The sequence below is a fragment of the Synechococcus sp. SYN20 genome, assembly GCF_014279555.1.
GTDB lineage: Bacteria > Cyanobacteriota > Cyanobacteriia > PCC-6307 > Cyanobiaceae > Synechococcus_C.
In genome coordinates, this window is sequence record NZ_CP047959.1 from 660090 (window position 1) to 686461 (window position 26372).

Annotated in this window: 27 protein-coding genes; 16 read left to right on the forward strand and 11 right to left on the reverse strand. The window is 52.0% G+C overall.

The genetic code is table 11. The features are described 5' to 3' along the window. Window positions 1-55: 55 nt before the first annotated feature. Together SynSYN20_RS03445 and SynSYN20_RS14605 are read right to left on the reverse strand one after the other, a co-directional pair. Entirely contained in the window at window positions 56-574 is a 519-nt protein-coding gene (locus tag SynSYN20_RS03445; RefSeq protein WP_186524743.1) for a type IV pilin protein, read from the reverse strand. 111 nt (window positions 575-685) lie between these two features. Continuing rightward, entirely contained in the window at window positions 686-1159 is a 474-nt protein-coding gene (locus SynSYN20_RS14605; protein ID WP_304623040.1) for a type IV pilin protein, read from the reverse strand. A 114-nt stretch (window positions 1160-1273) separates the two neighbouring features. Between SynSYN20_RS14605 and SynSYN20_RS03455 the strand changes: the two genes are divergently transcribed. Further along, complete coding sequence (locus SynSYN20_RS03455) at window positions 1274-2584, forward strand: HAMP domain-containing sensor histidine kinase (RefSeq protein WP_186524744.1); 1311 nt, start codon at window positions 1274-1276, stop codon at window positions 2582-2584. On the opposite strand, the gene SynSYN20_RS03460 is transcribed toward SynSYN20_RS03455, so the two are convergent. Then, entirely contained in the window at window positions 2553-3374 is an 822-nt protein-coding gene (locus SynSYN20_RS03460; protein WP_186524745.1) for a response regulator transcription factor, read from the reverse strand. The genes SynSYN20_RS03455 and SynSYN20_RS03460 overlap by 32 nt on opposite strands. 44 nt (window positions 3375-3418) lie before the next feature. On the opposite strand from SynSYN20_RS03460, the gene SynSYN20_RS03465 reads away from it, so the two are divergent. From SynSYN20_RS03465 to SynSYN20_RS03480, 4 genes are read left to right on the forward strand one after another with little or no spacing between them, the layout of a single operon-like run. Next, window positions 3419-3982, forward strand: a complete 564-nt coding sequence (locus SynSYN20_RS03465; RefSeq protein WP_255476351.1) for a hypothetical protein — start codon at window positions 3419-3421, stop codon at window positions 3980-3982. Further along, on the forward strand, window positions 3982-4410 hold the full coding sequence (locus SynSYN20_RS03470; protein ID WP_186524747.1) for a type II secretion system protein: 429 nt from the start codon (window positions 3982-3984) through the stop codon (window positions 4408-4410). Before SynSYN20_RS03465 ends, SynSYN20_RS03470 begins: the two co-directional genes overlap by 1 nt. Then, on the forward strand, window positions 4407-4925 hold the full coding sequence (locus SynSYN20_RS03475; protein WP_186524748.1) for a Tfp pilus assembly protein FimT/FimU: 519 nt from the start codon (window positions 4407-4409) through the stop codon (window positions 4923-4925). Before SynSYN20_RS03470 ends, SynSYN20_RS03475 begins: the two co-directional genes overlap by 4 nt. A 16-nt stretch (window positions 4926-4941) precedes the next feature. After that, entirely contained in the window at window positions 4942-5517 is a 576-nt protein-coding gene (locus SynSYN20_RS03480) for a prepilin-type N-terminal cleavage/methylation domain-containing protein (RefSeq protein ID WP_255476352.1), read from the forward strand. Between the two features lie 70 nt (window positions 5518-5587). Here SynSYN20_RS03480 and SynSYN20_RS03485 read toward each other — a convergent pair whose 3' ends face one another. Beyond that, entirely contained in the window at window positions 5588-5941 is a 354-nt protein-coding gene (locus tag SynSYN20_RS03485) for a hypothetical protein (protein WP_370586699.1), read from the reverse strand. Next, complete coding sequence (locus SynSYN20_RS03490) at window positions 5938-7341, reverse strand: sensor histidine kinase KdpD (RefSeq protein ID WP_255476353.1); 1404 nt, start codon at window positions 7339-7341, stop codon at window positions 5938-5940. The genes SynSYN20_RS03485 and SynSYN20_RS03490 overlap by 4 nt, the downstream gene beginning before the upstream one ends. Window positions 7342-7564: 223 nt before the next feature. On the opposite strand from SynSYN20_RS03490, the gene SynSYN20_RS03495 reads away from it, so the two are divergent. Together SynSYN20_RS03495 and SynSYN20_RS03500 are read left to right on the forward strand one after the other, a co-directional pair. After that, window positions 7565-8383 (forward strand): ABC transporter permease, encoded by an 819-nt coding sequence (locus tag SynSYN20_RS03495; RefSeq protein ID WP_186525417.1) that lies wholly within the window; start codon window positions 7565-7567, stop codon window positions 8381-8383. A gap of 20 nt (window positions 8384-8403) precedes the next feature. Then, on the forward strand, window positions 8404-8664 hold the full coding sequence (locus SynSYN20_RS03500; protein WP_186524751.1) for a hypothetical protein: 261 nt from the start codon (window positions 8404-8406) through the stop codon (window positions 8662-8664). Between the two features lie 37 nt (window positions 8665-8701). Here SynSYN20_RS03500 and trmH read toward each other — a convergent pair whose 3' ends face one another. From trmH to SynSYN20_RS03515, 3 genes are all read right to left on the reverse strand, one after another. Then, window positions 8702-9391, reverse strand: coding sequence for a tRNA (guanosine(18)-2'-O)-methyltransferase TrmH (trmH, locus tag SynSYN20_RS03505; protein WP_186524752.1), 690 nt, complete (start codon window positions 9389-9391; stop codon window positions 8702-8704). 730 nt (window positions 9392-10121) lie between these two features. Beyond that, entirely contained in the window at window positions 10122-13280 is a 3159-nt protein-coding gene (locus SynSYN20_RS03510) for a S8 family serine peptidase (RefSeq protein ID WP_186524753.1), read from the reverse strand. A gap of 1692 nt (window positions 13281-14972) precedes the next feature. After that, window positions 14973-15176, reverse strand: coding sequence for a hypothetical protein (locus SynSYN20_RS03515; protein ID WP_186524754.1), 204 nt, complete (start codon window positions 15174-15176; stop codon window positions 14973-14975). Window positions 15177-15300: 124 nt separating this feature from the next. Here SynSYN20_RS03515 and SynSYN20_RS03520 point away from each other — a divergent pair, with 124 nt between their 5' ends. Both SynSYN20_RS03520 and SynSYN20_RS03525 read left to right on the forward strand, forming a co-directional pair. After that, entirely contained in the window at window positions 15301-15678 is a 378-nt protein-coding gene (locus tag SynSYN20_RS03520) for an MGMT family protein (protein WP_186524755.1), read from the forward strand. Continuing rightward, a complete protein-coding gene (locus SynSYN20_RS03525) occupies window positions 15671-17026 on the forward strand; it encodes a 16S rRNA (cytosine(967)-C(5))-methyltransferase (RefSeq protein ID WP_255476354.1) in 1356 nt (451 codons plus the stop codon). Before SynSYN20_RS03520 ends, SynSYN20_RS03525 begins: the two co-directional genes overlap by 8 nt. Here SynSYN20_RS03525 and SynSYN20_RS03530 read toward each other — a convergent pair. From SynSYN20_RS03530 to SynSYN20_RS03540, 3 genes are read right to left on the reverse strand one after another with little or no spacing between them, the layout of a single operon-like run. After that, complete coding sequence (locus SynSYN20_RS03530) at window positions 17004-19010, reverse strand: transglycosylase domain-containing protein (protein ID WP_186524757.1); 2007 nt, start codon at window positions 19008-19010, stop codon at window positions 17004-17006. The two genes, SynSYN20_RS03525 and SynSYN20_RS03530, sit on opposite strands and share 23 nt — an antisense overlap. After that, a complete protein-coding gene (gene chlG / locus SynSYN20_RS03535; protein ID WP_186524758.1) occupies window positions 19007-19960 on the reverse strand; it encodes a chlorophyll synthase ChlG in 954 nt (317 codons plus the stop codon). The genes SynSYN20_RS03530 and chlG overlap by 4 nt, the downstream gene beginning before the upstream one ends. Window positions 19961-19971: 11 nt before the next feature. After that, entirely contained in the window at window positions 19972-20193 is a 222-nt protein-coding gene (locus SynSYN20_RS03540; RefSeq protein WP_186524759.1) for a DUF2862 domain-containing protein, read from the reverse strand. Between the two features lie 54 nt (window positions 20194-20247). Between SynSYN20_RS03540 and hisF the strand changes: the two genes are divergently transcribed. The 7 genes from hisF to SynSYN20_RS03575 all read left to right on the forward strand — a co-directional run bounded on the left by hisF (window position 20248) and on the right by SynSYN20_RS03575 (window position 26327). Continuing rightward, entirely contained in the window at window positions 20248-21039 is a 792-nt protein-coding gene (gene hisF / locus SynSYN20_RS03545; protein ID WP_186524760.1) for an imidazole glycerol phosphate synthase subunit HisF, read from the forward strand. 47 nt (window positions 21040-21086) lie between these two features. Beyond that, window positions 21087-21287, forward strand: coding sequence for a hypothetical protein (locus SynSYN20_RS03550; RefSeq protein WP_186524761.1), 201 nt, complete (start codon window positions 21087-21089; stop codon window positions 21285-21287). A 7-nt stretch (window positions 21288-21294) separates the two neighbouring features. Then, entirely contained in the window at window positions 21295-21996 is a 702-nt protein-coding gene (gene ubiE, locus SynSYN20_RS03555; RefSeq protein ID WP_186524762.1) for a bifunctional demethylmenaquinone methyltransferase/2-methoxy-6-polyprenyl-1,4-benzoquinol methylase UbiE, read from the forward strand. Between the two features lie 97 nt (window positions 21997-22093). Beyond that, window positions 22094-22447 carry a hypothetical protein gene (locus SynSYN20_RS03560; protein ID WP_186524763.1) on the forward strand — a complete coding sequence of 118 codons (354 nt, stop codon included), beginning with the start codon at window positions 22094-22096 and terminating at the stop codon, window positions 22445-22447. A gap of 187 nt (window positions 22448-22634) precedes the next feature. After that, window positions 22635-23231, forward strand: a complete 597-nt coding sequence (locus SynSYN20_RS03565) for a hypothetical protein (protein WP_255476355.1) — start codon at window positions 22635-22637, stop codon at window positions 23229-23231. Window positions 23232-23705: 474 nt separating this feature from the next. After that, window positions 23706-24599, forward strand: a complete 894-nt coding sequence (gene glyQ, locus SynSYN20_RS03570; protein ID WP_186524764.1) for a glycine--tRNA ligase subunit alpha — start codon at window positions 23706-23708, stop codon at window positions 24597-24599. A gap of 288 nt (window positions 24600-24887) precedes the next feature. Further along, window positions 24888-26327, forward strand: coding sequence for a ComEC/Rec2 family competence protein (locus SynSYN20_RS03575; RefSeq protein WP_255476356.1), 1440 nt, complete (start codon window positions 24888-24890; stop codon window positions 26325-26327). The last annotated feature ends 45 nt before the right edge of the window (window positions 26328-26372 follow it).

Consider the following 26372-nt stretch of genomic DNA (forward strand, 5'->3'; position numbering starts at 1 on the left):
CAATGTCTTGCTGAAGTGTGGTCTTTTGGATTTGAAAAGCTTCATGTCGCTATTCCTACCGGCAGTCTAGGTCTGAACTTTGGATTGCTGTATTGCTGTTTCCTTTCTCGATATCACTCGCTCCGTTCACGAGATCTACGCAGGCCATGGCATTGAATTCAGGAGCGTTGCTATCACTTGCTGTGAACTCGTAATAGTTGCTGTCTGATGTGTTGCCGGTTCGAGCAAGGGTGTAATGCCCGCTTGGCATTGTGATTGCTGAGGTAAGAATTATGCAGTCACTTGCTGGACCGTTGTTGGTCATGATTGCGGCGATTCCGTTTAAATCCCCCCAGGCAGGAGCAGTGCCGTTGTTGCATCCACTATTTGTGGTGTTGTTTTCGTCTGCATAGGCCACTAATATTGTTTGCAATTGGACCAGTGCTGAGGTGGCTTCACTTAGGCGAGTCTTTTGTACTTGGTTGAAGAAGTTTGGCAATGCCATAGCGCTCAATATCCCAAGGATGCTCAGAGCTATGAGCAACTCTGTAATTGTGTATCCTTTAGACTTGCATAAAAGTATTTTTGTGTTCATCTTTTGCTATTGGTTTTTTCGTTAATCCTTAGGCTGATTGGTAATGCTAGTAGCTATTGAAGTTTTGTGAAAGATACTCGCTGCGTTGTGAGCATCTTTATTATTGTTTTATTAGGCTTGGGCGTCTGTATCTTTAACGCAGGCGGTAATTATTCCGGTTGCACCTGTGATTGTGCATCCCGTCAGACCAAGATTTGCATTGGCTCCGCCACCAACGCCCGCGGCAGTCATTGTTAAGGATGATCCATTCGCAGCGGGTGTGCATACATAAGTCCATCCATTTTCCGTGAATGCCCCATCAGTGGCAGTAAACCCGATGTCGTTACAGTTAACATTTGCAAATGTTCCAGTTTCAACCCAGAGGCTTTGTGCTTGTTTTAGACCTGCTGAGACTTTTCCAATAGGTTCGGTTATTTTAGCTTTGGCGCTTTGGCTTAGAAAATTGGGAAGTGCCACAGCAGAAAGAATCCCTACAATCACAATCACGATCATCAGCTCCACCAAGGTGAAGCCCTTTTCGAGCAGATTGCGGCCTTTCTTGCGGTTGATCAGGGCCAATTGCATGCGGCTATTCAGTGAAGTCATGATGTTGTGTGGGTTTGACGTTTCCTCGGCACGTTTTGTGCTCTCCTATCCATCGTCTCTTTTGTGAATGGCCAGTAGCAGTGAAAACAGCTAGAGCTCTCTAAGAACGTTCTTATGGTTCTGGCTTTACCGCGGAAATATCAGTCTTTGCCGTCCCTGCGGGTTGGCTTGCAGTCCGCTGCTCTGCTCTCCGTGATCGCAGGCTATGTCCTGTTGTTCGTAATCAATGCTGGTTTGGCGGATGCCCAGCGCCGTGACAATCACCAGCGCTTCGCCACCTCCTTGCTCCTGCAGCTCAGAAGTACAACACCTCCAGCTTTGCCTTTAGAAAACCAGACGTTGCAGATCCGCCTGCATTCCCAGGGGCCTGAGTTGCTCCCTCAGCAGCAATCTCTTGCAGGAGGAGAGCAGTGGCTGGTGAGTCGTCGTCGGGTGTCGAGAGTGCAGGGTGATTGGCAGTGGTTGGAGCTGCGTCAAAACATCACCCATTCCCTAGCCCATGAGCGTTTCAGCCAGCTTTTGTTGCTCGCGGTGGCTGGTGGGTCCATCTTGTTGACCTTTGTTTTGTTGCGTCTTGTGCTTCGGCGTGGTCTGCTGTTGCCGCTTCAAGAGCTTGATCGTCAGTTCCAGGCTCTTGATGCTGACAATCTTGGCGATCACCTCCTCGATCAGGATCATCTGCCGCACGAGTTGCGCCCAATCGCTTTGGCTTTCAATCACCTGCAGCAACGCCTGGCTGTCGCCTGGAAGCTTGAGAGCAGCTTTGTTGATGGAGTGGCCCATGCTCTGCGTACGCCCATCACCTTGATGTCGGGCCATGCCCAACGTCTTCAGCGGCATCCGCTCCCCCTTGAGTTGCAACGACCTATCTCGGTGATGGCCTCAGAAGCCAAGCGGATGGGGTTGATGATCACGATGTTGCGTGACTTATCCCGCGCCAATGCGGGGCGTTTGGACTTGCATCTGGAGCCCCTTGATGTCGATCAGCAGTTGCTGATTGCTTATGAACGTCTTGCTTTTGTTGCTGATGGACGTTTGCTGTTTCCATCACCGGCCTCTGAATCACCTTCAACCTTGATCGGTGATTATTGCCTGCTTCAAGACTGCCTTGATGCCTTGGTTAGCAATGCGCTGCTCGACAGCGAAGGCCCGGTGAGTTTGGAGGCCTCGATTGAGGAGGATTGGATCGTGCTGCATGTGCTTGATTCTGGAAATGGAATGTCCTCATCAGAGCGCTCTTTAGAGTTGCAGCGGTTCAGGAGTGGAACCAGCTCGTCTCGCCTTCGTGGCTCTGGAATTGGCTTATCGCTTGTGGATGCCCTGCTCAAAGCGATGGATGGCAACTTGCAGATTGCTGATGTACCCGACGGTGGCGCCGATTGTCAGATGCGACTCAGGCGGTCATGTTCTCCACCCTCGCCATGAATCCCACCCCGCGAATAGTGTGCAGAAGTTGGGGATGATTTGGTTTCTCGATTTTGCGGCGCAGGTACCCCATATAGACATCCAGGGTGTTGGGATCACCCACGAAAGGTGCCCCCCAGACTCCTTCCAAGATGTTTTGGCGGTGCAGCGCCTCTCCAGGTCGCTCTATCAAATAGCAGAGGAGATCAAATTCCCGTCGTGTCAGCGAGAGCTTGTGCTCGCCTCGATGCACCGCTTGTTGTAGGAGGTTGATGCGCAAGTCGCCGAGCTCGAGTTGTTCCTTTTGTTTTTCGGCAGCGGCGAATGTGCCACGTCTAAGCCGGGCTCGAACCCGTGCATGCAGCTCCCTGAGTTCAAAGGGTTTGCTGAGGTAGTCGTCCGCTCCATAGTCGAGGGCTTGCACGCGTGCATCGAGATCATCGTGGGCCGTGAGCATCAGCACCGGTGTGGTGTTGCCACTGTTGCGCAGGCGTTGGCAAATCTCCAGGCCATCGAAGTCGGGCAGGGTCCAATCCAAAACCACAAGGTCAAAGCTTTGCTGTCGCAGCAGTGTTAGGGCCTTAACACCAGTCGTGCTGCACGTACAGGTCACCTTGTCGCTTGTGAACTCTTGATAGAGAAAGCGCAGCAACTCTGGATCGTCATCGACGAGCAGCACTTGAGCTTTGGGTTGTTGGCCTTTGTAGTCGTGCTTGCTCACATCCCCCCCCCCTTCGTTGTTTCTTTCTTCTTCGTCAGCCTCACATGGATTTGGATCTGAGACATCCCCCCTTTGGGGGATTGTTTGCACTCTTTGGATTCCTCTGATGGGTGATGGTACGGATTGTTTGTTGGATGCTTTTGCCTAGGGCGTCGCTGTGCGATGTGCACGGGGAACACTTCATCCAGTTGCGTGTTGATCCTGTGTCTCTTGTAACGGCATTTCGGCTTCCAGCCCAGGCTGGTTTTGTTTTGCCGCTGGCTTTGTCTGCGTCAGCCGTGTTGCTCTTAGGGAGCTTGTCTATTTATACGCTGAGTCTTCAAGGTCGGTTGCGTCTAACTGTCCTTCGACGTCGTGAGCTTGTTGCTGATCAGTTGCGTTCTGCGGCGCAAGCGTTTGCTACAGCTGCCCGTGGGCCTGAATCTTGTTTGCTGCCATGGCCATTCACGGATTGGTCTGCTGTCGTCCAGTCCTGCGAAGGTGCTGATCCATTCGCGTTGAGTCATGGTGTAGTTGGTGAGATTCCGTGGTCTCTTCTTGATTGGCAGCCCAGCACTGGTATTGGGCAATTGACACTGCAATTGGAAGATGGCCGAACCGGAAGCTTTCGGGTTGGGTTAGATCCCATTGCACCTGCAGTACTTGGTATTGGAGATGTTCAGCTTCAGGGCCGAGTGTCTCAGTTGCGGGGGGAGTAATGACCTTGATCGAGGTTGTTGTCTCGTCTGTTGTGTTGGCTGGAAGCAGCAGTGCTGCTCTGGGTGTGTGGAACCAGGCTGCGAGCGAAATACAAAGCGCCACTCAGTTGGATGCGCTGGCCCTTCAGTTGGAGACAGCGCGTATCGCTACGGATCGCTGGCTTCAGTCGGATGCGGCAGCGTCTGTCGTGATTGATCCAAGCTCGTCTAATTGCAGGTTTAACCCTGAAGCCTTAGAAGCAGCTGTTGCTGAGCGCTTGCCGCTTGGATCTGAATTAAGCATCCGTTGGAGTGCCGACCCGCAGGGCCTTGGTCATTGGCTTGAGCTCAGTACGACGTCTCAGCAAGCAATACCTTCCTTTAAGAGGCGTTTGCTGTTGTCGCCTGCGGCTTATGGCCTTTGCCAAAGGCAGGATGTGAGCGCATGAACTTGATCGAGCAACTCACGGTGGTGAGCTTGGTAGGAATCTTGGCATCGATTCCGATCGTGACAGGCCGCACCGATCGTGATCAACTTCAGCTTGATGCCAGTGCGCGCCGCTTGCACAGCGGTTTGGATCGGGCCCGCAGCATCGTTCGGCGAGAGCAACGAGCTTGCGGTCTCTACCTGAGCGAGAAGGGTTTTATGGCTCCTGATGAAGGGATCCTCCCGGCCTCTCTTCCTGCCTGTCCTGGGATTGGGATGGCGTTGCAGGAAGAACTGAAACAGGGGCCTGTTGCCTTAAACACCAACCTGCCCTCGGTGTTGCGCGTTACAGCCAACGGTTTGCTCCTTGATGGCGGGATTGCGGTGCTTAGCCATCAGCGCCTAGCGAAAGCGCGATGTTTGGTTGTGAGTTTGCCCTTGGGCGTGAGCCGGATTGGCTCCTATCAAGATGCACTTCCTTCAAATGGCGGGCATCTGTTGAGTAGCCGATGCCTTCCTGATGTCGCTACGAGATAGGTCGATGATCAAACGAATGTCTGAAGCACGAGTGGAGAGTGGTTTCACGTTGATTGAGCTGCTGCTATCGCTCAGCCTTGGCAGCATGCTGTTTTTTGTGTTGCTGCAGCTGATTGGCTTTGATCTACGCCTAGGCAACAGCATGGCGAGTCGTATGCGTGAATCAGCCCAACAACGCCACACTTTGGAGTTGATTCGAGGTGAATTAGCGATTGGTTCTGGATGGGATGTGGATCCTGTTGTTTCCAATCAATGGTCCTGCGGAATGGCTGGGCGCAAGCCCGTGTTGGCTATTCGCTTGGATTCCAGCAACAACCAGGTTTCGTCTCAAACCATTGTTTACAGCGTGGGTGCTGCGCCTTCTCCGATTTGGCGCGGCCAGGTGTTGATGCGCTGCGGGCCTGCCTACGGACTCGATGGTGTGATTAGGCCAGGGGGTAGGGCCCTTAATCGCGTTCTTATCGATGCCTTACCCAAGGAGGGTTTGGGCTTTCAAGCCCGTCAGGATCCTCGTTCCAGAGTGCTGCATCTTTTGTTGGAGCAGGAATCGCTGGCTGGCTCAAGTCCACTGCGATCTGCTGCCGTGTTTTGACGACGCTTCGTTGGGATTGATCGAATGACATTGGATTGCTGCCAATGTTTGCTTGCATTGATCCGTTGGTTCAAGCTTTTTCAGTTGCTGGTGCCGGGATGAATAGGAAGTAGGCCTCGACGCTCGCAGCCGCTAGTGCAAGAAAGAGATGATCAATCCAGCCATTTCGTACTCCCATTCCCATAAAGGCAATCCAAGTGTTGATCACCACCATCACGCAAAGAAAAATACTCAAAATGAAGGCAACTATTTGATTGAGATGCTTGCGTTGTCTCCAAAGGCTTGCCAGTAAAGGCAGTAAAATTAGCGTAGAAAATGCATGCAGAATCTGCATGCTTATTTCGCTATGTAAATGTGGCGTGATCGCAGCCCATAGATTTACAGGAATGAGTAGGGAGCAAAAAATTAAGTAATAGATCATCATGATTTAGCTTTAAAGTTTGTTATTGTTTTTGGAAGGATCACGGTGAAGCAGCTGCCCTCTCCTTCTTTGCTTTGAACGTATACTTGTCCTCCCATGGCGGACATTAAGAGTGCGACAACAGATAATCCAAGTCCCGTGCCGCTGCTCACTGAGCTATTTTTAGCACGGTAAAAGCGGTTGAATATATTCGGCAAATCACTTTCAGGTATTCCGATGCCTTCGTCTTTCACGTCGATTGCGATCCCGTCTGCGTGAGGGTGAAGCAGCAGCGTAATCAGTGAATCCTGAGGTGCATACTTAGCAGCATTGTCGATTAAATCCAAGAGCACTTGTTGCAGGCGAGCAGGATCAGCGAGTGCCTCACTAGTCGCATGTTCAGGCATGTTATTAACCACTTCTAACTTGTGATGCGTGAGATTGCTTTTGCTGAGATCAGCTACTTTGTCTACCAATTGCCCAAGATTCACAAGCTCTTGGTTGAGTTGAAGTTGACCGGAGTCACCGCGCGACAGGTCGAGGAGGTCATCGAGGAGCATGCGCATGCGAATGCTCTCCTCTTCTGCTGTTTGTAATCCTTGACGTTCGTCCGCCGTGAGTCCCTTGCTGCGCTTAATAGTTCGGCGCAGATAACCTTGAACAATCGTTAGTGGTGTGCGCAACTCGTGGCTCACGGTACTCACAAATCGACGCTGATCATCCCATGACAGGGATAAACGTTCCATCAACTCGGCATAGGTCCTGGCTAGTTGGCGAACTTCCTTCGGTGCATTAGTTATCTCAGGAATTGGTTCTTGATTTAGGGTGTCTGCAGTGAGGGCTGTACAACGTTCACTAAGTTGCATGAGAGGTCTCACGATGCGCCTCACCATCAGGGTGATGGTCATAAGTGAGAGCAGCATTGAACCAACTCCAATGAGGATCATCCACCCCAGATATTCGTTTTGACTTCGTTCTGTGTCGCGTGCTTTTGTGGCACTCCAAAGTTGTTCCCCTGACGGGTATGTACGACTTAATATCGATAGGTATTTCCTTCCTTCATGATTGATGATTAAGATCTTTGGGTCCTTCTTTTGAGTCTTCTTTTGAGCCTTCATGGCGGCCCGAATCATGTTTTTATCAATTTTGATGTGGCTAGCATTTGGTAACACCAGCTTTCCATCAGGTTGTTGGATCCAAAGTGTGGCCCATACGCCTGAGTGATCGCGCAATTCTTGGCGTACTTCGGCATGCTCCGTAGGGCTCCAATCTTTGGATGAACGTCCTTGCCCTAGGTGAGCATGTTCTACAAGGGCTTGATGTACATGCTCAGCATTGGCTTGTAATTCCGCTTCTCCGTTTCGGATCTGGTTGCGATTACTGAGCCAAAGCCCAGTCGTTGTTGCTCCTGTGAATCCAATCATCACAGCTGTGTAGGTGGCCAGCTGGAGTTGGCCCTCAAGGCTGCCGAGAAGTCGCGATCGCCAGTTGGCTGCAGATGCCACGAAATTTCACTCCAGCGTGGACGCATTTTCATTTGCAAGTTTGGCAGCTGGACCAGTGAGAATGAAATCCGTCAATTGACCTGTTGTCTTGAGTTTTGCGGTCTCTCCCCTTGGCATCGCACGCCCTACCCTCTCGGCTCGTATGGCCCGATGGGGTCTTGTGATTGTGGGCTTTTACATCGCCGTTGCCCTACTCACGCCCGTACTGATCAGCGCTGGCTTACTTCCTGATCCCAATGCCGGTTTAGATAATGCGATCTATGCAGCGCCCTCTCCGCAGCATTGGTGTGGTACCGACCGGCTCGGTCGCGACGTATGTGTGCGCACATTGCAAGGAAGTGGTGTTGCCCTTCAAGTGGTGCTGCTAGCGGTGGTTCTTGCCTTGGTGGTGGGAGTGCCTGTTGGAATGTTGAGTGGCTATCTGGGCGGTGGGGTCGACCGTGTGCTGGTTTTGCTGATGGACACGCTTTACACCTTGCCAGTGTTGTTGCTGTCTGTGGTGTTGGCGTTTCTGTTGGGTCGAGGGATTCCGAATGCAGCAGCTGCTCTGTGTGTGGTTTATGTCCCGCAGTATTTCCGGGTGGTGCGCAATCAAACAGCTCAGGTGAAATCGGAGCTGTTCGTGGAGGCAGCACAAACCCTCGGTGCTGGTCCGATCTGGATTTTGCGGCGCTACCTGTTCCGCAATGTGATCACCTCCGTACCCGTGCTGCTCACTTTGAATGCGGCTGATGCAGTGTTGGTGCTGGGAGGATTGGGCTTTTTGGGCTTGGGTTTGCCAGAAACCGTGCCTGAATGGGGAAGCGATCTCAACCTGGCGCTGGCGGCTGTGCCCACCGGCATTTGGTGGACGGCCCTCTATCCAGGTCTGGCAATGTTTGTGCTGGTGCTGGGGTTGTCCTTCCTTGGTGAAGGACTGGAGGCGTGGGTGAGCAGTACGGGTCGCGACGCGGCAAACTAAGAACAGTTGGTGTCTCACGCATGACGCTCTGGGCCACTTTGGTTTTATTGGGCCTAATGACTTACTTGTGGCTGGCAGGGCGCAGCAATCCCGACGACGTGATTGGTCTCTTAGAACAAATACTGGCGATCACTCTCGGCTTGGTGGTGCTCTTTATTGGGCGCAGTTTGCTGTTGGAAGTGCTGGTGTTGATGTTCGCCCTGCGTTTACCTGCGGCACGGCGCAACCATCCCGTGGCAGCACGCTCAAAAGCCGGAAAAGACATGCTGATGCCGTTCTAATGGCACGGGCTGGGGTCAGGTTGACATCCATGGGGGGTTAACAGCGTAGTTTTGCGGTGCGCGGTAAATCGCCCTGAATTTCACCCTTTTCGTTGAGCGTTGGATAAGGACGTTCTTGTTCGCGGCACCAGAGTGCAACGTCTGGATAGGCCCACTCGAACAGCAGATTGTCGTAGTTCTCTGCTGGGATTCCCTCTCCATCGGAGGGGGCCAGTCCAGCTGCTTCCCGCTGACGCAGTGCCTCGAATAAAAGGGTGGCAGTGGCCACGGAGACGTTGAGCGATTGCACCATGCCGCGCATTGGGATGAACACGTCTGTATCCATCAGTTTGGTGGCGTTTTCGCTTAATCCCCATTTTTCTGCCCCTAAAACAAAGGCGCTCGGACCGGTGAAGTCACAGTCGCGGTAATCGACCGAATCCACGCTCAGATTGGTGCCATACAGGTGAAAGCCTTTGTCTTTAAGTGTTTTGACAGCTGCATCGATGCTGGGATGGTCGTGCAAAGGCACCCAGCGTTGACTGCCTTGAGCGGTGCTGTTGTATGTGCGCGAGCGGCCACTGAGGCTCACGGCATGTGCTTCCAGCACGCCCACTGCATCACAACTACGCAGGATGGCAGAGAGGTTGTGGGGTTTGTCCACGTGCTCAACCAGCACGGTGAGGTTGGCCATCCGTTGGTTGAGAACCGCTTGTAATCGCTGGAATCTGCGAGGTAGAACTGGCATCGTGAAAGTCTGCGTTTAGTAATGCGGGCAATTCAGGCTTCGCTTGTAGCCATCCTTTCAGATTTGCAAGCAGATTCTTCCCTGTCGTATGCATTCACCTTCGCCTAGGTCTGTTTGCTTTACTAATGGGATCTCAGCTACTGGTGAGTTGAGATCCCATTAAAAACGGATCATGACTACACCTAGTTGCCTAAATCGTTTATAACCGCCTGCTCAGTAATTAACTTTTTGAATATTGTAATCCTTTCACTCTGCTTTGTCGCATCATAATCTAATGAGAATGTTGCTTCTACTACGTTGAGGTATCTCCTGAAGCGTGAGAGATAGAGTTATTAGGCAGTCTGATTGCCGCCGCTTGCCCGCTTCTATGCAAGTAACAGGCTTATGGGAAAAGAGTCGCGAATCGACGAAAGCTAATTTTGCGGGAGTGAGTATAGGATGAATGCATAACATAATCGATTGGTCATGCATAGGGGCTTAATTGTTGCTTGCTATTGATGCAGTGACGTGGCATTATTGAGATGTAGGTGTGTCATGCGCCGAAGTTGAGTTTCAGGGCTGAAGTTTTGGGCGTCACTATATTGTGAATGGATCATCTAAGCTTTGAGCCTTTCTGCAAAGTCAATATTTTCAAAGGCCGAAAGGTGCATTTTAGGGCTGTCAACTTGCATGTCTAGAGATTTTTTGAAAAATATTTTTCAAAAGTTAAATATATTGTCATTGCTTCCCTTTATATTGTTGGATCGATGGCCGATCTTTCATTACCATTGATATCAGCTCCAATCAATAGTTCTTCTTGAGGAATTAGAGACGCATCAAGAAGACTTCTACCACCAGGAATCAGAGCACCTTCTGCATTAATCGTCCATTTTGCATAGGTTTCACCATTTTTCCAGTACACATCAAAGTTAGATCCTGAAGTGGCAGCAGCAACTGCATTCCAGCCAGCACCAGGACTCAATGGCGATGCATCTATCCCATTGCCGTATGTGATGGGAATAATGTTGTCTGGCGCCAGTTGTATGCCGTAACCGAATTGCGTCTCACCAAGATCTGCTGTGCTCGATACTGAAAGCGAGTTAAAACTAAAGCCAGTCAATGTGTCTTGGTTTAAGTCAATTCCTAATTGTTGTTCCTCAACAGCAAGACTAGAACCAGTTAATAGCTCGCCGCTGATCAATTGCCCTGTCAAATCAAGGTCCCACTTAGCGATGGTTGAACCATTACGCCAGAACAACTCAAGACTGGACTCTCCAGCAGCAGCGGCTATAGCTTCCCATCCAGCGCCAGGACTTAAGGGTGAGGCGTCTAGGTCATTGCCGTAGGTGACTGGCACGATTTCGCCCGTCGTAAGTTCGATGCCATAACCAAATTGCGTGAAACCAAGGGTTGCGGTGGGAGATATTGAGATAGGAGCACTGAATGTAAAACCGGTCTGGGCATCGCCGTTCAGATTCAGCCCTAGTTGCTGTTCAGCAAAAGCAAGACTGGAACCTGAAAGAAGTTCACCACTGATGAGTTGACCGTCGGATGTGAGGTCCCACTTTGCAAAGGTGCTTCTATTTTGCCAGTACAGCTCAAGATTGACGTCTGAACGCCCAGCCGCAATCGCTTGCCAACCAGCACCTGGATTACTTGGTCCGGCAAACCCACCTGCAAATGAAATCGGTGTGAGCTCGCCTGCACCCACTTGAATGCCGTAGCCAAATCCTGCTTGTGCAATCAAGCCAAGATTGATACCGCCATTTGAGCTAATCGGTGCATCACTAAAGCTCAGACCAACTGCCAAATCACCAGTGATGTCAAAGCCAAGTCCCACTTCTGCTTGATACAGCTCTGCTGCACTCAGTCCACGGCCAGTGACTAATGCACCAGCAGCATTGAGATCCCAGCTCGCATAGGTGTTGTTGGTGCTATTTCGCCAATACAACGTGGAGCCCGATGCTGTTGGGGTAATCCCAATCGCTAACCAACCAGCACCTGGATTATTAATTCCGGCATATCCACCTGCAAATGAAATCGGTGTGAGCTCGCCTGCACCCACTTGAATGCCGTAGCCAAATCCTGCTTGTGCAATCAAGCCAAGATTGATACCGCCATTTGAGCTAAGAGGTGCATCACTAAAGCTCAGACCTATAGCGTTGTCTCCATTAAAGTCTTGATTAAAAGCAGCTTCCCATTGTAATGCCTCTAAACCTTTGAGATAGCCAGAAAAAGGTGTATCAAGGTAAGACCAGTTATCATCCGCATTCCAGATAGAGATGTTGCCAGAGATATGTTTCCATGCGATTGTATTGTTATTGTTGATGGTTGCGGCGGCGACTGCTTGCCAACCCACATAAATGCCTTCATAAATTTGGGCATTGTCAATAGTAATAGGAATAGCTTTGCCACCCTCCTCAGTGACTGCATAGAGGCCAGTACCCGAGTCTCTCTGAAGAGCAACTGAACCTACAGTACTTATTGTTATATAGTTAATTGCATAACTGGATTGTATTAAAGCAAATGGATCGGACTCGCCAGATGAATTCGCTAAAACCATATCTCCTTCTTTGACGCCGCCCATCAAAAGTAAACCTGCAACATGTGGCGCTGCCATCGATGTACCGCTTAAATATGCAAGCTGACCTCCTTTATAATAAGAAAAAATATTCACTCCTGGTGCTGCATAGCTCACGTCATCACCATTGATCTGATCATCCCAGTTAGACCAACTAGGCATTTGATATTGATTGTCAACAGCTGAAATAGTGTAAACATTTTGATGATCTCCTGCACTGGCTGGAGAATATAAGTCGGCATCATGACCACTATTACCGGCGGCTATTGCAAAAACAATTCCCTGATCGGCCGCATTTCTAATTGCAGCATCAAGACTTTTGTTATAAATGCCGCCAAGGCTCATGTTGATAACAACTTTTGTCTTATCAAGTTCATTATCATTAATGATTTGAGTGGCGTAAATGACTGCATCAATGATTGTGCTGTAACTTGCTCCACGTCCGTTGCTGTCAAAAACTTTTAGTGAGGTCACTTTTGAACCTGGTGCGACTCCAACGACTCCTCTTCCATTTGCCAAGGCAGCGATAGTGCCAGCCACATGCGTTCCGTGTCCAGCACCATCTGTGAAAGCACTTTCGCCACTAATCCAACTTTTTGACCACTCTGTATTCAGGTTTAGATCATTGGTGGTATCCAAGACTCCGGAATCAATCACAAAAACATGAGAATTGGCACCGGAGTTTCCCTGCCTAGAGATATCGAGCCCTCCCCAAACAGCCTGAACCCCGTAAGGAAGAACTTCTCCAGTGCTTGCCAGTGCATTATTGTAAATAGGAACAGCCAATGGACTTATTAAATTTGAATATTTACTAGTTTGCTTGATATTTGATTCTACAAAATATTGGTCTAGAGATATTTCTTGTTCAACCCCTTGTGAGTTTGGGCTGGATTGTATTGTGCTTTTAAGTGAAATTATCTCTTCGGGGTTTTTTTTAATTACTAAGGTCGCCAATGATATTGTTATCGATGGTAAATCGTTATCTTGCTTGTCATTTTTTTCTCCAAAAAGAATTGGCAATTGGTTGGATTCATTCTCAGTGGGTTTGTTTTTTGGCTTTAAGAGGATTTCAAATCCTATGCTTTCAGTCAAGCCTGTTCCAGCGTCAGGAGCTCCAGCAACTCTTCCTTGCTCAATTGAATCAGCAATAAAGTCTTGCTCTGAGAAGCGGAAAGGCTGATTCCTTAGAAATTTCTTGGCTTGTATTGTTAAAGTTTTGAGTAGTAAGTTATTGTCATTTAAGATATGTATGCTTTGACTATTGGACGAAGATTTAATGGAATGAAAAATACTGCTTATTTCGAGAATTATTGGTGAATTTGCCTTCATTTTTTTTGGTTGTGGAGGGGGATGAGGCGATTGGAATACTGCTAAAAAAAGCGATAAGATTATGTTTTACGAATTGGATAATAGAATTAGCCCTTGTTGATGTGCAATTCGTAAGCTATGGTTTATTCTGTTTAAAGGTATATTTTTAAATTCATTGATTGAAAAGACAAGAATTTGCATTTTTGTCTGAGCGAGGAATGATTGCTTGTTGCTTTCGGTTTTCACTGGTTGAATTACCTCGTTTCAACTAAAGCAGTGTTTCTGCTTTTGGCAACCCCTACTGCTCCCTCCTGTTCTTGGGGAATGCCTCTTGCGTAGCCCGTGAGGTTGAGTTCGCATTTGCGACCAGTGTGTCTTGAATTAATTATCTTCGAGTTGTGAAGTCCTTGTATTATAGTTTTGTTGAAATCAGGTGAGTAAAGCCTTAGTGTATTTATAACTGTTTTCATGCATTCGGTTTGTTGTTCTTTTGAGTGATTGAATTCATTCGCTAGTCTTTTTGGTCATTGCTGTTGGCCTATTTGCGTATGTCAGTCATGGATTTGAAGTTTGTTTTTGATTCCAGTAAGTTTTGGATTTGTTTTATTTTATGTTGACTTTGATTTTTTAATTTATTGATTTATGCGACTTGCTTTATTTATGCTTGTATGTTCAAGTATTTTAGCAGTGTACATGTTTAAGTTGATGTGCTAGCGAATTAGGTTAGCCGTATCTTGGTAATCCTTGTGCAGGCGATAGCAATTCCGTTTTTGGAACGGATGGTTATGATTTAAGCAGGAAAAGAGGTTGATAGGTTTATTTGATTGATTGTATTATTTTTCCATTATTTTGATATTTATGGCGAATTCTGTTGTATGTATTTGCTCTCTTTTTCAAGTTTTGATTTGCTCTTGATCTCGCCTGTGTTTGGAATGAATGAAGCCTTTGTTGGTATATATATGAATATTAGTTCTGAGTTTAAGTCGCTGTTGAGGGTTTTTTGATTTCTTGATGAGAATTTGGAGTTTCCTTTCGTTTTTGCTCTTTATGTATAGGTAGTATTTGTCTCCAAGGCCTGCTCTTCAATGGTTCTCTCGAAGGCGCCTTATTCTTTATCTATGGGTTTACTTTTTAGACCAACTGTCGCCAAGATGGCCGAGTGATTCTATGCTCTTTTTGTGCATTTTTATGAATATCTGGTTTTCCCTTGATGGTTCTGTTTCTTGTGAGCTTATCCAAAATGTCCTGGAGATTCATTCATCGATGGCGTGAGGATAGCCTGCATTGGGTAACGAGTTTTACCTTTAATGTAATCAGAAGCATGATCTGTTCTGATCATTGCAGATGAGAAGTTGTATTTCGGATGAACTGATCTGCTTTTTTTCTTCTGAGCAGCGTATAATTTTGCTGAGTTTGTGCTGATGATGGCTGCTCCATGTTTTACTCAATGAGGAATTATATAGCTTTTCTATCTTGGGTCTAAATCTGCTCTGTGGAGCGTCTCTGGTTGATTCTTGTCCTGAAAAGAAGCGTGTCTATTGTGTCAATGGCGAAGGTGCAAATAGTTGTTTAGGTTGTGGCTAATTGTGGCGCTTTGGCTTAATATTTTTAAGGTTTTGGTTATGGCCTAACGGCATTTGAGAGGATCTATCTGTGAAGTTCTGTTGGAGATCTTTCAGGTTGTTGAAATGGTGGTGATAGCGATTCTTGTGTTTAGCGTTCCCACGTTGAGCCAAAATTAGCTTCCAAGATGGCTGCTTGTAAAAGGGTTTGCATGGTGTACAAATTCTCTTGCTCGTGGGGCTCACCGCCTGACCAACGCTCGAGTCGGTAGCTCACGGCATCAAGCAGCAGCCTGAGGTCTGCTGGACTTAAGGACAGATCAATTCGTAAATCACCGTTGTCTTGGGTTGTCATAAGGTCTGAAAGAAAACCTGATCGTTGAGGTGAGTTGTTCGAACTGTCGAAAGGATGGTTAGTTCACTCAGATTGGCTCGCAACGAGCGGCCTAGTCGTGAGTTTCTGAGGAACAAAACATTTGATGCGTCCCAGCAGCGATAAGGCCTTCGATGCGCGCGTCTGGCATGCCGTCAGCTTGATCCCATATGGTCATGTTGCCACCTATGGCCAGGTGGCTGACTGGATCGGGGCCTGGGGCTGTGCGCGTCAGGTGGGATGGGCTCTGCGACGGCTGAGCTTGCCTTCTGATGTGCCTTGGCAGCGCGTTGTGAACGCCAAGGGACGGATTTCGATGTGCCTCAGTCGCGAGGGCTCGGATTGGATGCAGCGCCAGCTTTTGATTGCGGAGGGCATCCCTGTGGATGCAGAAGGCCGGCTCCCGTTGCAGCGATTTCTCTGGAGGCCGGACCTCGAGGCGCTAGCTCTAGAGATCCATCAATTCGCCATTGCCCGTGAGTGAGCCCGAAGTCAACGGCGCCAAAATTGGTTTACCGGCGCGTCGTTTGGCCTGGGAGGTGCTGGAGGCCGTTGCTGCGGGTGCTTATGCCGACGTCGCCTTAGAGCGGGCCATTCGCCAAAGCTCCCTGTCTCCATCGGATCGCGGTCTGGCCACCGAACTGGCCTATGGATGTATTCGCTGGCGGCAATGGCTCGATGGTTGGTTGGACCGTCTCGGCAAAGTTCCAGCCCATAAACAGCCGCCTCGGCTGCGTTGGCTGTTGCATCTCGGGCTCTATCAAGTGCTGCGTATGCAGCGCATCCCCGCAGCTGCCGCAGTGGACACCACGGTGGAGCTGGCCAAGCGCCACCGGCTCTCCAAGCTCTCTCCTGTGGTGAATGGGGTGCTCCGCTCGGCCCTACGCGCCAAGGAGGCCGGCGAGACGCTGTCTCTGCCAGAACAACCCGCCCAACGACTGGCGTTGTGCCATTCCCTTCCCGTTTGGTTTGCTGAGAGTCTCTTGAGCTGGTCTGGTCCTGACCAGGCCGAGCGTGTGGCGATCGCCTGCAATCAAGTGCCGCCCTTGGATCTACGTGTGAATCGCTTGTGCTCCACCCCTGAGGTGGTGGCGTCTGAATTGGCTGAGGCGGGGGTGCCCACACAGCCGATCGATGGTTGCCCAGATGGCCTGCAGGTGCTGGCGCCTGCGGGAGATTTGCGTCTTTGGCCTGGTTTTGAACAGGGGCATTGGAGCGTTCAGGATCGATCGGCCCAGGGGGTTGCTCCGCTGTTAGCGCCTCAGCCTGGAGATCGGATTCTTGATGCCTGCGCTGCTCCAGGCGGGAAGGCAACCCACCTGGCGGAGCTGATGGGGGATGGGGGGGAGATCTGGGCCGTGGATCGCTCTGCTGGTCGCTTGAAACGAGTGGCTGCAAATGCCGCTCGCTTGGGATGCAGTTCGATCCATGCGCTGGCAGCCGATGCGGCCGACCTGCTTGGGCAAAAGCCTGAGTGGCGTGGTTTCTTTCAACGCATCCTGCTTGATGTTCCTTGTTCGGGGCTGGGGACCTTGTCCCGTCACCCCGATGCCCGTTGGCGCGTGACGCCTGCCACGGTGGAGGAGCTGTTGCCGCTGCAAGCGCAATTGCTGGCGGCGATGCTGCCCTTACTCGCTCGTGGTGGCCGCTTGGTGTATGCAACGTGCACTGTCCATCCCGCTGAGAACGGCGCGCAGGTCAACAAGCTTCTCCAGGGGCATGCTGATTTTCAGTTGGAGTCCGAGCAGCAGCGCTGGCCTGACCCTGATGGGGGTGATGGGTTCTACACCGCAGTGATCACTGCACCGATCACTGCACCGGCAAAGGCCTAAAGAATTCATCCACCGGCGGGCCGCCCGATGGGCTCACGTAGCGCGGAGTGGGTGCGGGTGGATCATCCGTTTCACCGAATAGGTCAAGATCTGGAAGGGGCCCGTCACCAGGGTTCGGTTTGTTGGGGTCGCTCGCTTTCTTTTTCCCAGGTCGTTGCAGAACCGGTCGTACCGTTTTGGGCTTGGCTGGAAACTTTTGCGCCGGGAATTCAGACTTGATTTGAGTCATGAATTGCTTCCAAGCCCACGCGGATTCGCCACTGTTGCTCTTGGTCTCGGCGTTGTTGTCGTGACCAAACCACACGGCAGTGGTGAGTTGGGGAATGGAGCCGATGAACCAGATGTCCCGTCCACCCTCTGACGTTCCAGTTTTTCCTGCCACAGGGCGATCATCAAGCTTGGCTGCGATTCCTGTGCCGCCGCTCACAACCCGTTGCAGCATCCAATTCATCGTGTCGGCCACATCACTATCCATGGCCCGTTTTCCGCGGTCGCCATTTACTCTTCTGCTCCAAAGCACGTCGCCACCCGGTCCACGGATCTCTTCAAAGGCGGCGGGTTTTACATACACACCGCGGTTGGTCACAGCGGAATAGGCGGCTGTCATGTCCAGAACGGTTTGTTCATAGGCACCGATCGCCATCGGGTAATACCGGCCGAGAGGGCGTTGGTTGCCAATTCCGAGATTGTTGGCCATCGCAATGATTGGGTCAAAGCCCACCTTGTCCTGCAATTGCACCGCAACGGTGTTTAGTGAATTTTTTAATGCGTCGGCGAGAGAAATCTTGCCAAAATATTTTTTGCCAAAGTTTTTGGGGCAGTAACCATTCCAGCAACGGGGTTTGTCTAAGAAAATATCTTCAGCTTTCACGCCTGCATTAATCGCTGCGCTGTAGGGAAACAGTTTGAAGGTTGAGCCTGGCGATCTCAGGGCCTGGGTGGCGCGGTTGAACTGGCTGGAATAAAAGTTTTTGCCTCCCACCATCACCCGCACCAATCCGGTACCGGGTGCGATCGAAACGATCACGCCCTCCGTGCCATTTGGTGCGATTTCACGCACCACCTTCTGGGCTTTGCGCTGCCAATCAAGATTCAGGCTGGTGCGAATCTTGAGGCCTCCTACTTCCAGTTGTTCGGGGGTGAGCAAGGTGGGCAGCTGTTGGGCGACCCACGTTGTGAAATAGGGAGCGGTGCTGTTGTAATACTTCGGGATGGCTGGCTTGAGGGCCAAGGGGCTGTTGCGCGCTGCTTCCGCTTCGCCCGAGGTGATGAATCCTTCCTGCTCCATCCGGCTGATCACGATGCTGCGCCTCTGCAGGGCGATCTCAGGGTTCACCAGCGGGGAATAGAGCGAGGGTGCGGGTGGCATCCCAGCGATCAGAGCCGCTTCTGGGAGGGTGAGTTCCTCCGGTTGCTTGGAGAAATACACCCAGGCTGCATCGGAGATGCCATAGGCGCTCGATCCGAGATATACAAAGTTGAGGTACTGCTCGAGGATCTGCTCCTTGCTCAGTTGACGCTCGAGCTTGTAGGCCAGTGCTGCTTCTTTGAGCTTGCGTGTGATCGTGCGGTCCTGGCTCAAGAACACCGTGCGGGCCAGTTGTTGGGTGATCGTGCTCGCTCCTTCACGAACAGCGCCCTGCTTCAAATTCGTGACAACGGCCCGTCCGATTCCCCAAAGATCAACGCCGTCATGGTCAAAGAAGCGACGGTCTTCCGCTGCGATGAACGATTGCATCACAAGCTGGGGCATTTGCCCTGGTTTGATCTTCTCCCGGGTCGCTGGCCCGAGTTTTTGGATCACCTTGCCGTTGCTCGACAGGAGCGTGATCGTGCCAGGCCGATTGAAGAGATTGACCCCTCTTGCATCGGGCAAGGTCGCATCAATCGCTCGCGTGATGGCGGCCTGCCCGAGCGCAGCACCACTGCCAATTGCAGCGGCGACACCCGCGATCAGGAACCAGTGACGACGGGTGCGATTCACATTCCCTGAGTCAGGGGACTGTGGCCAATAGCCAACGCTGTGACCAGCATTCCAAGCACGAGAAAGGGCTGGGCACTGGCTTGATATTTCACATCGAATTCCACTGGATCGCGAAGCAGCCAGATGTCTTGAAAAGTGATCTGAGGCACGATCAATAACACCAGCAGGACGGCTGCAAAATGCTGCCCGATTGCGATCAGAACCGCAACCATCAGGAGTTGGAAGAGGTCGATCATCCCAGCGCTGATCCAGCTTGCGGGCCCAATTCCAAATGCAACAGGGAGTGACTGAAGCCCGAGAGCGCGATCACCTTCCACACTTTTGAAGTCGTTGACCACAGCAATGCCCAAGCCAGCAAGGCTGTAAGCGAGCGTGAGCAGCGCCGTAGCCCAGGTGAGTTGACCGAAGAGAGCCTGGCCCGCCCACCAGGGCAGAGCGATGTAACTGGCGCCGAGGGCGTAATTGCCCAACCAGCCGTTTTGTTTCAGCTTGAGGGGAGGAGCTGAATAGATGTAGCTCACAAAAGAGCCGCCAAGGGCGAGCAGGAACAACACTGGAGTGCTGTGTCCAGCCCAGACATCCAAACCCCAAGACACCGCTAAGCCAGCGATCAGCAGGCCCCAGATCTGAACCTTGACCTGGCCGAGACTGATGGCACCTGATGGGATCGGCCGGTAGGGCTCATTGATCGCATCGATCTCGCGGTCGTAAAAGTCATTGATGGTTTGGGTGTAGCCGGCGAGCAGGGGGCCACTCATCACCATGCAGGCCAAGGCAGCGACCACGTGGTCAACACGCCATTCGTAATTCCCGCTGGCCGCGGCCCCACACACCACTCCCCAAATCAGGGGAATCCAGGTGACTGGTTTCATCAGCTGCAAGCGCAGCTTCCAAATGTTGGAGGTGCCACTGGCACCTTTCATTCCGAGCAGCTGACGGGCGTCACTCACTAGGTCAATCCTCAGCCGGGAGCGATTTCGTCTTCGAAGAACCAGCTGGTAGAGCCATCACTGAGCTGAACGACCACGCCGATTCCTTTTCCGTCAACAGTGCGGAAATCAACCACGGTGCCGGAGGAGTTTTTCTTGAGGAGTTCCACCAGGGCACCGGGAATGCGATCGCGGACTCGGGTGACCCGAACCTTCGAGCCGATGTCGATCGTGACTGACGTCTGCTGTGACATGGCCTGCCAGGCTTGAGAAGTGGCCGCAACACTAACAGCCTCTTTTCAACTGACATGGTCGCTCTTCGTTTGATTCCCTGCCTCGACGTGGCCAAGGGCCGGGTGGTGAAAGGTGTCAATTTTGTGGGCCTGCGTGACGCAGGCGATCCGGTGGAATTGGCCTGTCGTTACAGCGAGGCCGGAGCTGATGAACTGGTGTTTCTCGATATTGCCGCCAGCCATGAGGGGCGCGCCACGTTGGTGGACCTCGTGCGTCGCACGGCTGCGAGTGTGACGATCCCATTCACCGTGGGTGGCGGAATCGCTTCCGTGGAGGGCATCACTGAGCTGCTGCGTGCCGGTGCCGACAAGGTGAGTCTGAATTCGTCGGCTGTTCGTCGCCCTGAACTGGTCTCAGAGGGAGCTGAGCGGTTTGGCTGTCAGTGCATCGTTGTGGCGATTGATGCGAGGCGTCGGTCGAGCGGTGGCTGGGATGTCTATGTGAAAGGCGGCCGCGAAAACACTGGATTGGATGCGGTGGACTGGGCGCGTCGGGTTGCGGACCTTGGTGCAGGGGAAATTTTGCTCACGTCGATGGATGGCGATGGAACCCAAGCTGGTTATGACTTGGCGCTGACGCGTGCAGTGGCGCAGGCCGTTGCCGTACCTGTGATTGCATCGGGTGGGGCCGGCTGCATGGATCACATCGCTGCAGCTCTGGATTCCGGGCCAGAGGGCGGCCAGGCATCGGCGGCCTTGCTGGCTTCACTTCTCCATGACGGAGTTCTCAGCGTTGAGCAAATCAAATTGGATTTGCAAGGACGCGGTTTGCTGATCAGGCCCTTAGAACCAAAGATTGCGTCTTAAATTGAAAAGACTTAACAGGGCAGGTTTTGACAGGAGGTCTGCCATTGATGACACGTCAGCAGGCCTTGCCTGTGGGAATTGTGTTGGTATTGGTAGTGATTGCCTTGCTGGCGTGGGCACTGCAATTGATGCAGTCGGCGATCGACCAACAGGAATTTTCGTTGATGCTTGCGGGCTGCTTGGTGTGTTCAGCCGCTGTTGGTTTGGCCACGGTGATGGTGATGACTTTGAACGGATTGCTTCTTTGATCTGCTTGTGAAACCTCGTGATCCTGCTGCAGTTGAGGCGTTGTTTAACGCTGTTGCTCCCCGTTATGACCGCCTGAATGACCTGCTGAGTTTGGGGCTGCACAGACAGTGGAAGCGTCAACTCCTGTCTTGGCTGAGTCCGCAACCGCGTGAGCGTTGGCTTGATCTGTGTTGTGGAACGGGTGATCTCGCTCTTGCGTTGGCAAGAAAGTTGAGACCGGAGGGTTCTGTTTTGGGGCTTGATGCTGCAGCGGCGCCCTTGACCTTGGCTGCGGAGCGAGCGGGCCGCGAGCCCTGGTTGCCGGTGCAATGGATGCAAGCGGATGCCCTTGAAACCGGGTTGCCAGATCAAGATTTCGATGGGGTGGTGATGGCCTATGGGTTACGCAACCTGGCGGACCCGTTCTTGGGTTTTCAGGAGATGGCAAGGGTGCTGAAGCCTGGCGGGCGCGCCGCTGTGTTGGATTTCAATCGGTTGCCAGAAGGCAGTGCAGCGGCAGCGTTTCAACGGACCTACCTGCGCCGGATCGTGGTTCCTGTCGCTGCTGGCATGGGGCTTGCCGACCAATACGCCTATCTCGAAACGAGCGTGGAGCAATTCCTGACGGGAGCGGAGCAGGAGCAGCAGGCTGTTGCTGCTGGTTTTACCGCGGCACAGCATCGACGATTGGTCGGCGGACAGATGGGTGTGCTGCTCTTAATTCGTTGATTGAAATCGTTAAGGATGGTTGAGGCCTGTTGAGACCCTTGCGCGGTGACCCTAAAAAGGGATTAGGAAGAAAACGTTAAGAAACGGAGGTATCCGTTTGGCCTTCCCGCTCCCGTCATTGCTGGCTTCGATTGAAGATCTCTTGGTGGAGGTGGCATGGCTAGACGGGATGATCCTGGTCACGGAATCTCAAACAGCGAGCTTTCTGCCCATCGCTCAAGTCAACCCTGTGCTGGCCAGGCTGCGATCGAAACCGCGGGGTGCGGAGGTCGCAGACAAACTCAGCCTGTCGCTGCTGAAGTCCCAGGGGAAACGGGCGAGCAAACCTGTGCTGGTCGTTCAGGGAGGTGGACGCTTTTGGTTGGGGATTATTAGCCCCAGCATCTCCCGCTCTCGCTCGCGTCAACAGCACGCTGTCGCTCATTTGGATCGCTGTTTTGCAAAGGGGTGAGACCAGGCGTTGCCGGCTTTCCTCTTGATCGAACAACTTGATTGGAGCAAGATTTGATCTGGGCCTCAATCTTTGGATTTGAACGAATCTGAATGAATTGAATTTAGATCTTTGTTATTTGCTTAGATCCTTGATTCTTATTGCCTGGCTGATGCCTGCTAGATTTTTATTGCTTGCTCGTTATTGATTGAAAGGGCCTTCTACTCCGGCTTTGTTTGTGGCTGTTGTCGGCACAGGTTTGATTGGCATGCTGGTTTATGCGGGTCTCTTCTACTCCAAGGCCAGGCGCACAATTCCTGCCCCTAGTGAGATGGATAGTTCCCTTTTTCAGTCGAAGGAGAAGGCTGAACAGGCGGCGAACGAATGGATCTCGCTCGGCGGTAGTTATGTGGTGGAAACGCTGACGACGGTTCGGCGCACGGTGCCGTTGACTGCGCTGGAAAAAAAGAAATTAAAGACCCAGAATGATCAGTCTATGAGGCGGAAGATAGAGGCCGAATATAGTGTTTGTCTTGACAAGGCTGAGACAGATCTTGCTAGGGAGTTGTGTTCGTTTGGCCCGCGCGAAGGAATGGCAGTTGATGAAGTGAAGATCCCCCAGAAAAAGACCATTCAGGATCGCAAAGTAAACAAAGTTGAGTATCAGCGTCGAGAATGCACTGATGATCAAGAGTTGCGCTCTTTTGAATGCATTGAGCTAGGTGTGGCGCGTGATGCCGTCGTGAGTCGCTCAGATGACGACGAAGCGATACCCGTTAAGACCTTTCAGCAGTTTCGTTATTAAGGGCTTGCCACCCCCACTCTGGTTGCTTGCGTGGGATGGAAGGGGAGGGTTGGCTCAAGGGTCCTGATGGCTACTGGGTGTCCTCGGGTCTTCGTGGATGAGGGCAGAGCAGCTATGGAAGGCTTTGCGACGTCAGGGGTGGAGGCCACAGATCCTGTGTGGGGCTCTGGCTGTGGACCATAAAAAGAGAGGGCTCTCAACCCCTCTCAGCGCGTCTTGCTTTCGCTCCATCACTTTGGCTTTTCCGTCAGCGGAGGTATGACGAAATCGTGAGCAAGTCGCTACTAAATCCGCCTGAGGCGCGCGCGTGCTTGTCGGTTTAGGCCAGAAGCCTGTGCTCGACTAGCCTTTTAGCTCCACAGGTTCTCTGCGTTGCTCGCCGGTTTCGCCATCGTCCGATGCGCGTTCCAAAGCCTGCAATAGCGCAGAACTCAGTGAGCAAGTCCAACTGTTCCCACTAGGCCCCTGCTCGGTATGCACTTCCAGGACATCATCAGCACGCTGAATCGCTTTTGGGGAGAGCAGGGCTGTGTGTTGTTGCAGCCCTATGACACGGAAAAGGGTGCTGGAACGATGAGCCCGCATACGGTGCTGCGGGCGATTGGACCTGAGCCGTGGGCGGTTGCCTATCCAGAACCTTGCCGGCGCCCCACCGATGGTCGTTATGGCGATAACCCCAACCGTGCGCAGCACTATTTCCAATATCAGGTGCTGATCAAGCCTTCTCCCGATGGCATTCAGGAAACCTATCTCGCCTCCCTTGCGGCCCTAGGAATTTGCGCTGCGGATCACGACATTCGTTTTGTGGAGGACAACTGGGAGTCGCCAACGCTTGGTGCTTGGGGTGTGGGATGGGAGGTGTGGTTAGACGGGATGGAGGTCACCCAGTTCACCTACTTCCAGCAATGTGGCGGCATTGATTGCAAGCCCGTATCCATTGAGATCACCTACGGCTTAGAGCGCTTAGCGATGTACTTGCAGGATGTGGAAAGCATCTGGGATTTGAGCTGGAATACAGAACGCAGCTACGGAGATATTTGGCTTCCTTTTGAGAAGGGGCAATGTCAATTTAATTTTGAAGCCTCTAATCCTGATCGTCTCAAACAGCTCTTTGCCATTTATGAGGCAGAAGCCAGTGACCTGATCGAACAAAACTTGCCAGCTCCTGCCCTCGACTTTGTTTTGAAGTGCAGCCACACCTTCAATCTCTTAGAAGCACGTGGTGTGATCTCGGTGACAGAACGCACCGCCACGATTGGGCGGATTCGCAATCTGGCCCGAAAAGTAGCTGAGGCTTGGTTGGCCGAACGGGAGGCTCTCGGCTTTCCTTTGCTGAAGCAAAAAGCGGCGGCGGTTGCAGGTCGTTGAGACTCTGATTCATTACTAAAGTTGTGGTTATTTGATATCGCAGTGGATGTTGGGTCTGTTCCTGTTTAAGCATTAAAAATCCAATTCTTCACTCTTAAGTTCATTGGTGCTTAACGGCTTGAATGAATGAATAGATGAATGGATAAAGGGTTCTATTGTTTTTCGTATGGGTTTTATTTTGCTGATCTTGATTTGAAATAGAAAAAACTGTTTGATGATGCATTTGCATGCATCGCTTTTATTCCAACTTAAGGGGAATCCTTCAACCAGCTCGATGACCTTGCGTTGATGAACGTTGCTCTTTGGCTGGTTCTATTAATGCTTGCCACGCAGCTTGGGGCGGCCTTGTCCCAGGCCACTCAACACTGGTGTGTGGTGTTGGTAGGGCTTGCTGCGGCTGTTCTGCTGATCTGCCGTCAGTTTTCATTGTTCCGATGGAAGCTGTTTGTTCTTGTTGTTGTGCTGGGTGGCTTGTTGCTGCGCTCGTTGACGGGGCAAGCGGCCACGCCCACACCACTCGATCCGCTTCAGTTTGTGCCAAGCGGTTCCGATCAGATACCGCTGGTGATTGAGGGCCGTGCTCTCGCGGATGCACCTGTTCGTAGGGAGCGCTGCCAAGCCTTGCTGCAGGTGAACCATCTTTCGGGCCAGGTTCTTGATGGCCGCACCGAGTTGGTGGTGGATCCTTGCCACCAGATGTTGCGCAAAGGCGCCTCCGTGAGGGCTCAAGGTCAGCTCGTGACTCCTGCAGTAGCAAGCCATCCTTTGCTTCCTAATCCGTCTAAGCGGCTCGCAGCTCGCGGGTGCTGGACCCAATTCCGTACCAAGCAAGTGGAGCTGATCCATCAAGATCACACGCCTCTGGCGGATGGGCGTCGTCGGATCGCTACTCGATTTCAAGATCTAGCAGGAGAGCACTCAGGTGGCCTGTTGGCGGCTTTGGTGCTGGGCGGTGCCCAAGTTGAGCTCAGCTCAGAGCTGCGAGAGGCCTTTCGCGTCGCCGGTTTATCCCATGCCTTAGCGGCGTCTGGATTTCACCTTTCCGTGTTGTTGGGAGCCACCCTTGCCCTAACGCGCAGGGTTGGTACGCCCTTGCGCTTGGCGGCTGGAGTGGGCGCGATGGCTGTTTTTCTTGCACTAGCGGGCGGTCAGCCATCAGTTGTTCGCGCGGTGTTGATGGGAGCTGCCGTTCTCTTGATCCGAGAGCGGGGCTCTCGCGCCCAACCCTTAGGCGTGCTGCTCAGCACATTGGTTTTGATGCTGTTGGTGAATCCTTCATGGGCACGATCGATTGGCTTCCAGCTCAGTGCCGCTGCGACGGCGGGTTTAGTGCTCAGTTCGCAGCCCTTAGAGCAGTGGTTCCTTCAGCGTTGTTCTCATCCTTGGATGCGGCTTCTCGCTCCCGCCGTATCGGTGCCAGTGGCGGCGCTTCTCTGGACCCTTCCCCTGCAAATCCTGCATTTCGGTTCTGTGCCCCTGTACTCGCTAGTTAGCAACCTGATCGCTGCACCTTTGCTGGCACCGCTCACCCTTGCGGCGATGATCCTGGCGCTGCTCACATTGATGCTGCCAACGGCGATCGCTGCAGTGGTGATGCCGGTATTGATCTGGCCAGTGCAGCAGTTGGCGTTGTTCTTGATCGCGTTGGTGCGTTGGATGAGCACGTGGCCCCATGCCCAGTTACTGACGGGACATCCGCACCCATGGTACAGGTTAAGACCAGTGTGAGACTCAAGTTGTGGCAGGGGAAGTGAGCTGATGTGAAACCCGTAG

Coding starts and splice junctions, on each gene's coding strand:
- trmH (WP_186524752.1), bottom strand. CDS start 9,391: ATGCCAGTTCTACCTCGCAGATTCCAGCGATTACAAGCGGTTCTCAAC.
- SynSYN20_RS03475 (WP_186524748.1), top strand. CDS start 4,407: ATGAACTTGATCGAGCAACTCACGGTGGTGAGCTTGGTAGGAATCTTG.
- SynSYN20_RS03500 (WP_186524751.1), top strand. CDS start 8,404: ATGACGCTCTGGGCCACTTTGGTTTTATTGGGCCTAATGACTTACTTG.
- SynSYN20_RS14605 (WP_304623040.1), bottom strand. CDS start 1,159: ATGACTTCACTGAATAGCCGCATGCAATTGGCCCTGATCAACCGCAAG.
- SynSYN20_RS03470 (WP_186524747.1), top strand. CDS start 3,982: ATGACCTTGATCGAGGTTGTTGTCTCGTCTGTTGTGTTGGCTGGAAGC.
- SynSYN20_RS03465 (WP_255476351.1), top strand. CDS start 3,419: ATGCTTTTGCCTAGGGCGTCGCTGTGCGATGTGCACGGGGAACACTTC.
- SynSYN20_RS03515 (WP_186524754.1), bottom strand. CDS start 15,176: ATGACAACCCAAGACAACGGTGATTTACGAATTGATCTGTCCTTAAGT.
- SynSYN20_RS03540 (WP_186524759.1), bottom strand. CDS start 20,193: ATGTCACAGCAGACGTCAGTCACGATCGACATCGGCTCGAAGGTTCGG.
- SynSYN20_RS03550 (WP_186524761.1), top strand. CDS start 21,087: ATGACACGTCAGCAGGCCTTGCCTGTGGGAATTGTGTTGGTATTGGTA.
- SynSYN20_RS03495 (WP_186525417.1), top strand. CDS start 7,565: ATGGCCCGATGGGGTCTTGTGATTGTGGGCTTTTACATCGCCGTTGCC.
- SynSYN20_RS03575 (WP_255476356.1), top strand. CDS start 24,888: ATGAACGTTGCTCTTTGGCTGGTTCTATTAATGCTTGCCACGCAGCTT.
- SynSYN20_RS03485 (WP_370586699.1), bottom strand. CDS start 5,941: ATGATGATCTATTACTTAATTTTTTGCTCCCTACTCATTCCTGTAAAT.
- glyQ (WP_186524764.1), top strand. CDS start 23,706: ATGCACTTCCAGGACATCATCAGCACGCTGAATCGCTTTTGGGGAGAG.
- SynSYN20_RS03455 (WP_186524744.1), top strand. CDS start 1,274: ATGGTTCTGGCTTTACCGCGGAAATATCAGTCTTTGCCGTCCCTGCGG.
- SynSYN20_RS03520 (WP_186524755.1), top strand. CDS start 15,301: ATGCGTCCCAGCAGCGATAAGGCCTTCGATGCGCGCGTCTGGCATGCC.
- SynSYN20_RS03480 (WP_255476352.1), top strand. CDS start 4,942: ATGTCTGAAGCACGAGTGGAGAGTGGTTTCACGTTGATTGAGCTGCTG.
- SynSYN20_RS03445 (WP_186524743.1), bottom strand. CDS start 574: ATGAACACAAAAATACTTTTATGCAAGTCTAAAGGATACACAATTACA.
- SynSYN20_RS03510 (WP_186524753.1), bottom strand. CDS start 13,280: ATGAAGGCAAATTCACCAATAATTCTCGAAATAAGCAGTATTTTTCAT.
- hisF (WP_186524760.1), top strand. CDS start 20,248: ATGGTCGCTCTTCGTTTGATTCCCTGCCTCGACGTGGCCAAGGGCCGG.
- SynSYN20_RS03490 (WP_255476353.1), bottom strand. CDS start 7,341: ATGATTGGATTCACAGGAGCAACAACGACTGGGCTTTGGCTCAGTAAT.